This window comes from Aquipuribacter aurantiacus (assembly GCF_051216895.1).
Taxonomy (GTDB): domain Bacteria; phylum Actinomycetota; class Actinomycetes; order Actinomycetales; family JBBAYJ01; genus Aquipuribacter.
Map to the genome: position 1 here is coordinate 16,779 of NZ_JBPKAO010000009.1, position 11,872 is coordinate 28,650.

Consider the following 11,872-nt stretch of genomic DNA (forward strand, 5'->3'; position numbering starts at 1 on the left):
CTGTTTGTGGTGGCGGGGCGCCGGGTACCCAGTGACAGCGGGACGGCGACGGGACGCGACCCCATCGGGGTCGTCCCGGCACCGGCCCGACACCCAAGACCCAACAGATCGGAGCAGCAGTGCCGACCAACAACTCCCGCCGTGGTGGCTACACCGTCCCCGGGCTCGACGAGGCGTCGTCCGCGACGCTCGTCGGTGTCCTCCAGGAGCGGCTCACGGCCCTCACGGACCTGCACCTCACCCTCAAGCACGTGCACTGGAACGTCGTGGGCCCGCACTTCATCGCGGTCCACGAGATGCTCGACCCGCAGGTCGAGGACGTCCGGGCCATGACCGACGAGATCGCCGAGCGCATCGCGACGCTCGGGGGCTCCCCGGTCGGCACGATGGGCGCGATGGCGGCCAGCCGCACGTGGGAGGACTACTCCCTCGCCCGCGCGGTCACCACCGAGCACCTGGGTGCCCTCGACGTCGTGTACCAGGGCGTCATCAGCGACCAGCGCGAGGCCATCGAGAAGGCCGAGGCGGACCCGGTGAGCGAGGACATGCTCATCGGCCAGGCCGCCAAGCTCGAGCTGTTCCACTGGTTCGTGCGCGCGCACCTCGAGAGCTCCTCCGGGCAGCTGTCGACCTCCGGGGAGACCACCGAGAAGGGTGCTGCCGAGGCCGCCAGGGCCGCCGAGCACTGAGCACCGGGAACCACCAGCACGACCTGCGCCGTTGACGGGCCGGGTGCCGCACGACGGGCACCCGGCCCGACGACGTCGGCGCCATGCCCCGGGACCATCCGCCTCCGGCCCGGGCCGGGAGCGCCAGCGGTGGGAGGATAGGGACCATGGCCTTCAGCGGATCCAGCGGCGCGCGGGGTGTGCCCAAGCTCCCCACCCCGTTCCACGGCGAGCTCATCGCCAACTACGCCACCTACGAGCAGGCCCAGCGTGCCGTCGACTACCTGTCCGACGAGAAGTTCCCCGTCCAGAAGGTCGCCATCATCGGCACCGACCTGCGCATGGTCGAGCGCGTCACCGGACGCCTGACCTACCCCCGGGTCGCCGCCGCCGGGGCTGCCAGCGGCGCCTACTTCGGGTTGTTCGTCGGGCTGCTGCTGACCCTCTTCGGGACCGGCGGCCTCGACCTCTTCCTGGCCGCCCTGCTGATCGGGGCGGGCTTCGGCATGCTGTTCGGGGTGCTGTCGTTCAGCTTCACCGGCGGGCGTCGCGACTTCACGTCCGCCAGCCAGATCGTCGCGTCGCACTACCAGGTCGTCGCGGTGGCCGAGGTGGCGAACCAGGCCCGCAACACCCTGCGCAAGCTGCCGAACTCCGGCGTCGACGACGGTCCCGCCGAGCTCGGCGGGGTCAGCCTCTAGGGCTGAGCCCCCTCGAGCCTCACCGGCTCAGCCCCGGATCTCGGCCATCCACGCCTCGACGGCGTCGGGCTCGCGCGGCAGCATCGCGGACAGGTTCTCGGCCCCGTCGGCGGTGACCAGGACGTCGTCCTCGATCCGCACGCCGATCCCGCGGAGCTCCTCCGGCACGAGCAGGTCGTCGGAGCGGAAGTACAGCCCGGGCTCGATGGTGAACACCATGCCCGGCTCCAGGGCCTGCCCCTGGTAGGTCTCCCGCGCCAGCCGGGCGCAGTCGTGCACGTCCAGACCCAGGTGGTGGCTGGTGCCGTGGACCATCCAACGGCGGTGCTGCCCGCCGGAGGCCACGTCCAGGGACTCCTCGGGGCTGACCGGCAGCAGCCCCCACGCGGACAACCGGTCGGCGATCACGGCCATGGCGGCCTCGTGGACCTCACGGATGGTGGCACCGGGCCGCGTGGCGGCGAACGCGGCGTCGGCGGCGTCCAGGACCGCGGTGTAGACGCGCCGCTGGGCCTCGGAGAACCGACCGGAGGCGGGCAGCGTCCGGGTGACGTCCGCGGTGTACAGGGAGTCGACCTCGACGCCGGCGTCCACCAGGACGACCGCGTCCGCGTCCACCCGGCCGTCGTTGCGGATCCAGTGCAGCGTGCAGGCGTGCTCGCCGGCCGCGGCGATGACCTCGTAGCCGATCCCGTTGCCCTCCTCGCGCGCCCGGGCCGCGAACGCGCCCTCGATGACGCGTTCGCCCCGGGCGTGCTGGACGGCGCGGGGCAGGGCCGCCACGACGTCGGCGAAGCCCCGTGCGGTGGCCTCGACGGCCTCCCGCAGCTGGGCGACCTCCCAGTCGTCCTTCACGCAGCGCATGGCCGACACCGCGTCGCCGAGCGCCTCGTCGGCGGCCTCGGCCTCGGTCGCGTCCAGCCCGTCGGACGCCCGGGCCAGGTCGAGGCGGTCCGTCACGCGCTCGTCGCCGTCGCGGACGACCCGGATGCCGACCGAGCCCAGGTCCTTGACCAGGGCGTCCGGCAGCTCGTCCAGGTGACGCGCGGGCAGCCCCGTCTGCGCGGTGACCTCCGGCAGGGACTGGCGCGTGCCCACCCACAGCTCGCCGTAGCGGGCGTCGGCGTAGAACTCCTCGGTGTCCCGCTCGGCCCGCGGCCGGAAGTACAGCACCGCGTCGTGACCGGCTCCGCCGTCGCGGGGCTCCAGCACCAGGACGCAGTCCGGCTCGGTGTCGCCCCCGAGCCCGGTCAGGTAGGCGAACGCGGTGTGCGGGCGGTAGCGGTGGTCGGTGTCGTTGCTGCGGACCTGCAGACCGCCGGCGGGCACGACGAGCCGCTCGCCGGGGAACCGGGCGGACAACCGCTCGCGGCGGGCCACGGCGTGCCGGGCCCCCTCGGCCTGCTCCGGCAGGGTCCCCGGTCGCTCGGCCCAGCCCGAGGCGACGAACCGGCGGAACGCCGCGCTGCTCGGTCGCTGGCTACGGGCGCCCGTCCCGGCAGCCCCCTGCGTGGTCTCTGCGGCGTCGCTCATCAGGCGATGGTGTCATCCGGTGACGGCCCGGGCGAACGCCTGCGTGACGGCGTGCGCCGCGGCAGCCTCCAGGGCGACCTGGTCCCGGGGCCCGGTGAGCGCCGTGCCGGAGCCGGTGGCCAGGGCCAGGACGACGTCGCCGTCGACCACCGTGTGGCTGGGGTCGACCGCGCGGGCGAGGCCTGCGTGGGCGGCCTGCGCGACGCGGCCGGCCGTCGCCACGTCGAGGACGGCGTCGGTGACCACCACCACCAGCGTCGTGTTGAGCAGCCCGCTGCCCGTCCCGGACCCCGTCGCGGGGGCGACCGGCGGCTCCTGCCCGACGGGCGTGCCGGCGGCGTTGGCGACGACCAGGGCACCGACCCGGTGGGCCGTGCCGGGGACCGCGCCACCGGCGACGCCCACCCCACCGGGGGCCGTCCCGCCGGCCACCCGGCAGCCGGTCCCCGCCCCGACCTGCCCCTCGGGGACGGGCTCCGCCGTCGCGCCGACGCGGCCTAGCGCCACCGTGGCCTCGCAGGCGGCCTCGCCGAAGCGGGCGTCGGGGCGGGCCGACGGGTCCCCGCCGCGGCCGAGGTCGAACACCACCGCGGCGGGCACGACCGGGACCCTGACCACCGGACCGGGCGCGTCCGGGGCCGACACCACGAACCCGCGGCCGTGACGTTCGCACCACCGCACGACCCCGTCCGCCGTGGCCAGCCCGTAGGCGCTCCCACCGGACAGGACGACGGCGTCGACGGTGCTGACGAGGGTGCCCGGCGCCAGGGCGTCCGTCTCCCGCGTGCCGGGCGCGCCGCCGCCGACCGCCACCGCCCCCACCGTCCCCGGGGGCGGCAGGACGACGGTGCACCCGCTCAGCCAGCCGTCGCCGGTGGCGTCCGCGTGCCCCACCAGGACGCCGTCGGGGCCGGGGAGCAGGCCGGCCGAGGTCCGCAGCGGGGGATGAGCAGTCGTCTCCACCCGCCCGACGCTACGCCGCGGGCCTAGCATCGTCCCTCGTGCCCTACGACCTGCACACCCATTCCACCGCCAGCGACGGCACGACCTCGCCCGGGGACGTCGTCCGGGCGGCGGCGGCGGCCGGGCTGCCCGGCCTGGCACTCACCGACCACGACACGGGCGCGGGGCTGGCCGAGGCCGCGGCCGTCGCGCTGGAGCTGGGCGTCGACCTCGTGCCGGGGGTGGAGATCTCCACCGCGCTGGACGGACGCTCGGTGCACCTGCTGGGCTACGGCGACGTGACGACCGCACCCGAGCTGGCCGAGGTGCTGCAGGGCACCGTGAGCAGCCGGCTGGACCGGCTGCGGCTGATCGTCGAGCGGCTCCAGGTCGTCGTGCCGGCGCTGAGGCTGGACGACGTGCTGGCGCGGGTCCCCGACGGGGTGACCCCGGGGCGGCCCCACGTGGCGGACGCCCTGGTCGCCGTCGGGGCCGTCGCCCACCGCGACGAGGCCTTCGTCGAGCTGCTGGCCGAGGGGAGCCCCTACTACGTCGGGTACCGGGCACCCCAGCTGCTGGACACGGTCCGGATGGTCGTCGCGGCCGGAGGGGCGGCCGTCATCGCCCACCCGGCCTCGCGCGCCGCCGCGGACGTGCTCACCGACGAGGTCCTGGCCCGGCTGGCCGCCGCCGGTCTGGCCGGGCTCGAGGTCGACCACCGCGACCACGACGCCGCGACACGTGACCGGCTGCGCGGGCTGTGCGCGGAGCTGGGCCTGCTGGCCACGGGGTCCAGCGACTTCCACGGCGACGGCAAGCAGAACCGCATCGGCGAGAACACCACGGCGGAGGACGTCGTGGAACGCCTGCTCGCGCCGACCCGGGTGCAGGAGCGCCGCTGACGGCTCGCCCCTTCCTGCCGCCGCTCAGGCGGTGCGCAGCCGGCGGCGCGCCGCCCGCTCGTGCGGGCTCCGGGCCAACGCCGGCGCCATCGTGCCGACGCCGATCCCGGTCCGTCGCAGCGCCCGCAGCGAGGCGGTGACGGCGGCCTCGGGCATCGACGCGTCCGCGGTGCCGGGCGGGGGGAACAGGTCGCGGGCCCAGTCCGGGAGGGTCGCGAACGCGACGCCGGCCAGCGACGACCAGCCGACCCGCGCGGGCGTCAGCAGCTCCAGCAGCGGGTGGATCGGCGGGGCGAGCACCAGCCGCACCGCGTCCCGCGCCGGGTCGGACAGCCGCAGCGACGGGCGGACCCGTTCGAGGTAGGCCGCGAGCTCGGCCGTCGTCCGGGGCGCGGCCCGGGGGTGCACCCCGAGGAGCGCGACGGAGCGGACCTGCTCGGCGACGTAGCGGTCGGACTCGGGTCCGCTCAGCCGGACGCCGCCGCGGCGGGTGACGGCCAGGACCGAGTCGAGGAGGCAGGCGTGCACCCACAGCAGCAGCGCGGGTTCATCGATGCGGCGCCGGCTGCCGTCACCCGGGTCGACGAACGGCGAACCGGCATGGGCCCGGCGGACCCGGGCGGCCGCCGCGTGGACCTCGCTGGTGCTCCCGAAGGTGGTGACGGCCATGAAGTCCGCCGTGCGCAGCAGCCGCGACCACGGCTGCCGCTGGTAGTCGGAGTGGGTGGCGAAGCCGTGCGCCACCACCGGGTGCAGCGACTGCAGCAGCAGGGCCCGCAACCCGGCGAGCGCGACCAGCGGGTCCGCGTGCAGCTGCCACGTGACGCTCCCGGGGCCGAACAGCCCCGGGTCCCGTGGGGCGGGAGGCGTCGGCGCCCCGGCGGGCGAGGGGTCGACGGTCACGGCGTCATCCTCGCCCGGGGCCGTTCCCCGGGCCCGCCGACCCGCGGTGCCAGGATGGGGCGATGTCCCGGGTGCTGGCGATCGCCAACCAGAAGGGCGGTGTGGCCAAGACCACCACCGCCGCCGCGCTGGCCACGGCCTTCCACGAGCGGGGTCGCCGGGTCCTGCTCGTGGACCTGGACTCCCAGGCGTGCCTGACCTTCGCGCTGGGCGTGGGCACCGTCGGCGAGGACGGCGAGGACACCCTGGGCAGCCACGGCGTCATGCTGGGCGGGAGCGTCACCGCCGCCGTGGTCACCACGGCCGAGGGCGTCGACCTGGTGCCGGCCACGCTGGACCTGGCCGGGGTCGACGCGGCCCTGTCGGGTCGACGTGGGCGCGACCTGGTCCTGCGGGAGGCGCTGGCCCTGGTGGCCGACGACTACGACGACGTCGTCCTCGACTGCTCGCCCAGCCTGGGGGTGCTGACGCTCAACGCGCTGGCCGCGGCCGACGAGGTGCTCGTGCCGCTGACGGCGGAGATGCTCGGTCACCGTGCGGTCGGGCAGCTGCTCGACACGGTCGAGGACGTGCAGGACCTGCTCAACCCCGACCTGACCGTGGTCGGCCTGCTGCCGACCATGGTCGACATGCGCACCGCCCACGCCCGGCAGGTCGTGGCGGACCTGGGGGAGCGCTACGGACTGCCCGTCCTCGGGCCGGTGCCCCGGTCCGTGCGGGTCGCCGAAGCACCCGCCCGGGGTCGCAGCGTGCTGGCGACGGCGGGCCGGTCGAGCGCCGCGGTGGCCTACCGCGAGGTGGCCGACGTCCTGCTCGCCGGTCGCTGACCAGCGAGCCCGGCCCGCCGGTCAGCCCGGGCCCGCCGGCGGGCCGGCTCAGACGCGAGCAGCGCGCCGACCGTGGTGGTCGACGCGCTGCCGGTGCGTGCGAGGTGCGCGGGTCAGTCGACCGTCGCGGTCTGCGCCGGGGCGCCCGAGGCGTCGCCACCCGGGGCGCTGCCACTGCTGCGACGACGGCGACGACGACGCGGTGCGCCGGTCTCGCCGTCGCCGACGGGCTTCGCCGTCGCGTCGTCCACCGCGACGGGGCCGGCGTCGGTCAGCAGCACGGTGGTGGAGCCGGCGGCCCGCCGACGGCGACGAGGCCGGTCGGTGGCCGGGGCGTCGCCGGCCGGAGCCGCAGGGTGCTCCGCGGCGCGCTCGGGGGCGCGACCGCCGTCGCGACCACGGCCTCCCTCACGACCGCCGCGGCCGCTGTCCCGGTTGCCGCCCTCACGACCACCGCTGTCGCGGCCACCGCGAGCTCCGCCCTCGCGGGAGCCGCCGTCGCGACCGCCCTCGCGGGGGGCGCGGGTGCGCTTGGGGGCACCCTCGATGTCCTCGACGACCTCGGCGTCCAGGCCGGCCCGGGTGCGCGACGCGCGCGGCAGCCGCCCGGTCGTGCCCGCGGGGATGTGCAGGTCGGTGAACAGGTGCTCCGACGTGGAGTACGTCTCGACCGGCTCGTCGAACGGGATGCCGATCTCGCGGGCGATGACGGTCCAGCGGACGGTGTCGGCCCACTCGACGAACGTCACCGCGGTGCCCGCGGCGCCGGCGCGACCGGTGCGGCCGATCCGGTGGATGTAGGTCTTGGCGTCGTCGGGGCACTCGTAGTTGACGACGTGGGTGACGTCCTCGACGTCGATGCCGCGGGCGGCCACGTCGGTGGCGATGAGCACGTCGACCTTGCCGTTGCGGAACGCGCGGAGCGCCTGCTCGCGGGCGCCCTGCCCCAGGTCGCCGTGGATCGGCGCGGCGGCGAACCCACGGGCCACCAGGTCGTCGGCCACCTTGGACGCGTTGCGCCGGGTGCGCGTGAACACGATCGTCAGACCGCGGCCCTCGGACTGCAGCAGCCGGGCCAGGCACTCGATGCGGTCCATCGGGTGGGTGCGGTAGGCGAACTGCTTGACGAGCTTGACGGTGGCGCCGTCGTCGTCGGGGTCGTGGGCCCGGATGTGCGTGGGCTGGGTCATGTAGGCCCGGGCCAGCGACACGATCGCGGACGGCATCGTCGCGCTGAACAGCATCGTCTGACGCCCCGCGGGGGTGCGCGAGAGGAGTCGCTCGACGTCGGGCAGGAAGCCCAGGTCGAGCATCTCGTCGGCCTCGTCGAGGACGACGTGGCGGCAGCGGCTCAGGTCGAGGTGCCCCTGCTGCACCAGGTCGTTGAGGCGACCCGGCGTGCCGACGACGATCTCGACGCCGGTGCGCAGGGCGTCGATCTGGGGCTCGTAGGCGCGGCCGCCGAAGATGACCGTGACCCGGACGGCGCGGCGCTTGGCGGCGGTCGTCAGGTCCTGGGCCACCTGCAGGGCGAGCTCGCGCGTGGGGGCGACGACGAGGGCCTGCGGCTTGCCGGGGGCCTCGAGGTCGTCGAAGCCGGGCTCGCCCGGTCCCACGACGCGCTGCACGAGCGGTATGCCGAATCCGAGGGTCTTGCCCGTGCCGGTCTTCGCCTGGCCGATGATGTCGGCCCCCTGCAGCGCGACCGGCAGGGTCATCGCCTGGATCGGGAACGGATGGGTGATCCCCGCGCCGGCGAGGGCCGCGCAGATCTCTGTCTGGACGCCGAAGTCGGCGAAGGTCTGGTCAGTCACTATGGGGCGATCCTAGCCGGGGCTGCGGGCTAGGGTGCCCGCATGCCCCCGCACGCGCCTGTCGTCGACCTCCTCGGCGCCCTGGCCTACGGCGAGCTGACCGCCTTCAGCCGGCTCGCCGGGGACGCGGAGCTCGCCCCCAGCCTGGCCGACAAGGTGGCGCTCGCCCAGGTCGCGGCCTCGGAGTTCCGCCACTACGAGGCCCTCGCGGCGCGGATCGAGCAGCTCGGGGCCGCCCCGCAGGAGGCGATGGCGCCGTTCTGCGCGCCGGTCGACGCGTTCCACGACCGGACCTCGCCCAACGACTGGCTCGAGGGCCTGGTCAAGGCGTACGTCGGCGACGGGATCGCGACGGACTTCTACCGGGAGATCTCGGCCTTCGTCGACGCCGACACCCGGGACCTCGTCCACCGGGTGCTCGAGGACGCCGGGCACACCGAGGTCGTCGCGGGCGCCGTGCGGGCAGCGGTGGACCGTGACCCGCGCCTCGCCGGCCGTCTCGCCCTGTGGGCGCGGCGGCTCGTGGGCGAGGCCCTCAGCCAGGCCCAGCGGGTGGCCGTGGACCGGGACGGACTGGCCGCGCTGCTGGTCGGCACCGAGGACCAGCCCGGGGCGGACCTGGCCGAGATCGGCCACATGTTCGCCCGCATCATGGATCGCCACGGCGAGCGCATGAAGGTGCTCGGCCTGGCCCAGTGACGCGTCCCGCCCAGTGGCGCGTCCCGCCCAGTGGCGCGTCCCGCCCAGTGACGCGTCCGCCCAGTGACGCGTGACGCCCGGCGACGCGTGACGTCAGGAGCGCTTGCGGCTGAACCCGGTCAGCAGGGCGACGCCGAACGCCGCGACCAGGACCTGGATGCCGAACTCGGCCCAGCTCCACCCGTCGGTCTCGACCCCGGCGGCCTCGGCCAGCAAGGTCCCGGCCAGGGCGGCGAGGATGCCGACGCCGATGGTCAGCAGGCACCCGATGGGGTTGCGTCCCGGGACCAGCAGGCGTCCCAGGACCCCGAGCACCGCGCCGATCAGCACGGCGGACAGGATCGTCTCGACGGTCACGGCTGCTGCCCCCGGGGTCGTCCGCGCGTGCGGCTCAGGCGCCGCTGAGCGGAGGCGTGCCGAAGCCGACCTTGCGGACCTCGGTGGGCCCGGTCTCGACGTAGGCGAGCGCCTCGGTGGGCACGAAGACGTGCCGGCCCTTCTCGTCGACGAGCTCGAGGACGCCGCCGGCCTCGATGGCCTTGGCGACCGTCGAGCCGATCTGCTCCGCGGTCTGGGTCGACTCGAGGAACAGCTCGCGTCCAGCGTTCCGGACGCCGATCTTGACCTCCACGGTGCCTCCTGTGCAGTGGTGGGCGAGGTGCGCCCGGTGTGCCGCGCCGGTCCGGCGGGGCGGGACGAGCCTAACGGGTGGGGCGTCAGGCCCCGGACTTGGGGAACCCGCGGATGCCCCGCCAGGACAGCGAGAACACCAGGCGGGCGGCGTCCTCGCGGGGGATGGGTCGACCGTTGGTCAACCACCACCGGGCGGTCACCTGGGCCTGGCCGACCAGCGCGATGCCGAGCATCCGCGCCTGCTCGGCGGGGAGGCCGGTGTCCTCGGCGATGACGACGCTGATCGGCTCCGCGCAGGCCGCCGTCATCCGCGCCACCCGGTCGCGCACCGCCGGCTCCGAGGTCAGGTCGGACTCGAAGACCAGCCGGAACGCCTCGCCGTCGGTGTCGACGAAGGAGAAGAACGCCCCCGTGACGCCGGCGACACGCTGCTTGTTGTCCTCGGTGGCCTCCAGGGCCGCACGCACCGCGTCGACCAACGCGTCGACGTGGCGGTCGAGGACCGCGAGGTACAGCTCGAGCTTGCTGGGGAAGTGCTGGTACAGCACGGGCTTGGAGACCCCGGCGCGGTCGGCGATCTCGTCCATCGCGGTCGCGTGGTAGCCGGAGGCGACGAACACCTCCTGCGCGGCGCCGAGGAGCTGCTGGCGGCGTGCGGGCCGGGACAGACGGGTGCCCCGGGCGGGGTCCGCGGTGGGTGCCGCGGCGGCGCTGGTCATCACGGGGAGGGTACCGGCGGGGGAGCGTCGGCTCGCGCGCGCAGCAGCGCGCCGTGCGCGATGGTCAGCACGTCGGAGTCGTCGAGGTCGGCGGCCAGCGCGGCACGGGCCAGAGTCGCCGCCGCACGGTGGACGGCCGCGAGTCCGTCGACCCCGTCGCCGTCCGCGGGTGCGGGTCCCGCCGGCGCGGCGGTCACCACGGTGCCGACCCGTCGCCGCGTCGTCACCAGACCGTCCCGCTCGAGCTCCCGGTACGCCCGGGCCACGGTGTTGGGCGACAACCCCAGCCGTCCTGCGAGCTCCCTGACCGTGGGCAGCCGCTGACCCGGTCGCAGGGTCCCGGCGGACACGTGGGCCGCCACCTGGCGGCGGACCTGCTCGTACGGCGGGGTCGGGGACAGCAGGTCGACCTGCAGCAGCGGCGACGGGGCGGGGGAGCTCATCCGCCGGGGTGGGTGCGGCCCGGGGAGGGGCCGGCCCCGGTGGAGGTGCCCGACGCCAGGACGAGCGGGGGCGGGCGCAGCGCCAGCAGGACGCAGCCCCCGAGGAGCAGGAGCAGGCCGAGCGCCCCCACCGCGGCCTGCCAGTCGTCGCGCGACGCGACCCCGTCGACCAGGCGCAGGCTGCTGTGGCCGAGGGCCAGCTCGAGGCCGGCCACCAGCAGGGTCCCGGCGGCGACGGCGCGTCGTAGCCGGAAGCGGACCCGCTGCCGGGCGGAGGCGACCACGGACGGGTGCGGTGCGCCGCCGGGCACTCCGAGGGGGTGGTTGCGGCTCCACCACGCGGCCGCCGCGCTCCCGGCCGCCAGCACGGCGACGGCCACCAGGGCCACCACGACGTCCTGCGACCGCGGCAGCGGCTCGACCTGGGCGAACAGCTCCTGCGGGTCGCTCATCCCCAGCTGGTCGAGCGTGACGACCTGCAGCCGAGGCGGGAACAGCCAGGTGCCCAGCCCGACGAGCGCGAGGACGCCTGCCGCCACGACGGGGGCGACGGCGAGCAGCCGGGTCCGGGGCAGCGGCGGCCCGGCGGCGGACAGGTCGGCCGTTCGCACGGTGGAGCCGTCGGCCGACGAGGCGAGGACGACCACCAGGACGACGGAGTACGTCAGGGCCGCGGCGGCCACCGACGTCGTCACCAGGCCGAGCAGCAGGACCAGGGGCAACGGCAGGAGCAGGCCGGCCGTGGTGGCGGCCGCGAGCGCCGTGGCCTCACGCCGGCGCAGTCGGGCCCGGCCCTCGGGCTCGCCGTGGCCCGGAGGGGCGAGCGCCCGCCCCGCGAGCCCGGCGCCACCGGCGAGGAGGCCGACCGTGACCAGCCAGGCGGCCAGGACAAGGGCGGACCAGACGACGTCGTAGCCGGTCGGGACCAGCGGGCTCACGCGGACCTCCTGAGTCAATGAGTTAAGGCATTCAGTCGATCATCGGCGACCGTGCCACGCCACCCCTCCGGTCGGTGCCCGGTCCGGTCGCTGCCCGGTCCTGTCGGTGCCCACCCCTACCGTCGGCGCACACCTCAGGAAGGGAGGCCG

Annotated in this window: 14 protein-coding genes; 5 read left to right on the forward strand and 9 right to left on the reverse strand. The window is 75.8% G+C overall.

Annotated features, from left to right (window positions below):
• Nucleotides 1-119: 119 nt before the first annotated feature.
• Both ACR80Q_RS12750 and ACR80Q_RS12755 read left to right on the forward strand, forming a co-directional pair.
• Nucleotides 120-689, forward strand: coding sequence for a Dps family protein (locus ACR80Q_RS12750; protein WP_435378003.1), 570 nt, complete (start codon nucleotides 120-122; stop codon nucleotides 687-689).
• A 146-nt stretch (nucleotides 690-835) separates the two neighbouring features.
• Nucleotides 836-1,369 carry a YflT domain-containing protein gene (locus ACR80Q_RS12755; protein WP_435378004.1) on the forward strand — a complete coding sequence of 178 codons (534 nt, stop codon included), beginning with the start codon at nucleotides 836-838 and terminating at the stop codon, nucleotides 1,367-1,369.
• 27 nt (nucleotides 1,370-1,396) lie between these two features.
• On the opposite strand, the gene ACR80Q_RS12760 is transcribed toward ACR80Q_RS12755, so the two are convergent.
• Nucleotides 1,397-2,902, reverse strand: coding sequence for an aminopeptidase P family protein (locus tag ACR80Q_RS12760; protein WP_435378005.1), 1,506 nt, complete (start codon nucleotides 2,900-2,902; stop codon nucleotides 1,397-1,399).
• A 12-nt stretch (nucleotides 2,903-2,914) separates the two neighbouring features.
• Nucleotides 2,915-3,865, reverse strand: a complete 951-nt coding sequence (locus tag ACR80Q_RS12765; protein WP_435378006.1) for a P1 family peptidase — start codon at nucleotides 3,863-3,865, stop codon at nucleotides 2,915-2,917.
• 38 nt (nucleotides 3,866-3,903) lie between these two features.
• Here ACR80Q_RS12765 and ACR80Q_RS12770 point away from each other — a divergent pair, with 38 nt between their 5' ends.
• Nucleotides 3,904-4,746, forward strand: a complete 843-nt coding sequence (locus ACR80Q_RS12770; RefSeq protein WP_435378007.1) for a PHP domain-containing protein — start codon at nucleotides 3,904-3,906, stop codon at nucleotides 4,744-4,746.
• Nucleotides 4,747-4,770: 24 nt separating this feature from the next.
• Here the strand turns inward: ACR80Q_RS12770 and ACR80Q_RS12775 are convergent, their stop codons facing one another.
• On the reverse strand, nucleotides 4,771-5,649 hold the full coding sequence (locus tag ACR80Q_RS12775) for an oxygenase MpaB family protein (protein WP_435378008.1): 879 nt from the start codon (nucleotides 5,647-5,649) through the stop codon (nucleotides 4,771-4,773).
• A gap of 62 nt (nucleotides 5,650-5,711) precedes the next feature.
• Here ACR80Q_RS12775 and ACR80Q_RS12780 point away from each other — a divergent pair, with 62 nt between their 5' ends.
• Nucleotides 5,712-6,476 carry a ParA family protein gene (locus ACR80Q_RS12780; protein WP_435378009.1) on the forward strand — a complete coding sequence of 255 codons (765 nt, stop codon included), beginning with the start codon at nucleotides 5,712-5,714 and terminating at the stop codon, nucleotides 6,474-6,476.
• 113 nt (nucleotides 6,477-6,589) lie between these two features.
• Here ACR80Q_RS12780 and ACR80Q_RS12785 read toward each other — a convergent pair whose 3' ends face one another.
• Nucleotides 6,590-8,293, reverse strand: coding sequence for a DEAD/DEAH box helicase (locus ACR80Q_RS12785; protein WP_435378145.1), 1,704 nt, complete (start codon nucleotides 8,291-8,293; stop codon nucleotides 6,590-6,592).
• Nucleotides 8,294-8,332: 39 nt separating this feature from the next.
• Here ACR80Q_RS12785 and ACR80Q_RS12790 point away from each other — a divergent pair, with 39 nt between their 5' ends.
• The gene (locus ACR80Q_RS12790) at nucleotides 8,333-8,989 is read left to right on the forward strand and encodes a ferritin-like fold-containing protein (protein WP_435378010.1); all 657 of its coding nucleotides are present in this window, start codon (nucleotides 8,333-8,335) and stop codon (nucleotides 8,987-8,989) included.
• A gap of 93 nt (nucleotides 8,990-9,082) precedes the next feature.
• Here the strand turns inward: ACR80Q_RS12790 and ACR80Q_RS12795 are convergent, their stop codons facing one another.
• The 5 genes from ACR80Q_RS12795 to ACR80Q_RS12815 all read right to left on the reverse strand — a co-directional run bounded on the left by ACR80Q_RS12795 (nucleotide 9,083) and on the right by ACR80Q_RS12815 (nucleotide 11,722).
• Complete coding sequence (locus ACR80Q_RS12795) at nucleotides 9,083-9,346, reverse strand: GlsB/YeaQ/YmgE family stress response membrane protein (protein WP_435378011.1); 264 nt, start codon at nucleotides 9,344-9,346, stop codon at nucleotides 9,083-9,085.
• 34 nt (nucleotides 9,347-9,380) lie between these two features.
• Nucleotides 9,381-9,620 carry a DUF3107 domain-containing protein gene (locus ACR80Q_RS12800; RefSeq protein ID WP_435378012.1) on the reverse strand — a complete coding sequence of 80 codons (240 nt, stop codon included), beginning with the start codon at nucleotides 9,618-9,620 and terminating at the stop codon, nucleotides 9,381-9,383.
• A gap of 85 nt (nucleotides 9,621-9,705) precedes the next feature.
• The gene (locus tag ACR80Q_RS12805) at nucleotides 9,706-10,341 is read right to left on the reverse strand and encodes a TetR/AcrR family transcriptional regulator (RefSeq protein WP_435378013.1); all 636 of its coding nucleotides are present in this window, start codon (nucleotides 10,339-10,341) and stop codon (nucleotides 9,706-9,708) included.
• Nucleotides 10,341-10,784, reverse strand: coding sequence for a GntR family transcriptional regulator (locus ACR80Q_RS12810; protein WP_435378014.1), 444 nt, complete (start codon nucleotides 10,782-10,784; stop codon nucleotides 10,341-10,343). Before ACR80Q_RS12810 ends, ACR80Q_RS12805 begins: the two co-directional genes overlap by 1 nt.
• A complete protein-coding gene (locus tag ACR80Q_RS12815) occupies nucleotides 10,781-11,722 on the reverse strand; it encodes a hypothetical protein (protein WP_435378015.1) in 942 nt (313 codons plus the stop codon). Before ACR80Q_RS12815 ends, ACR80Q_RS12810 begins: the two co-directional genes overlap by 4 nt.
• Nucleotides 11,723-11,872: the final 150 nt, after the last annotated feature.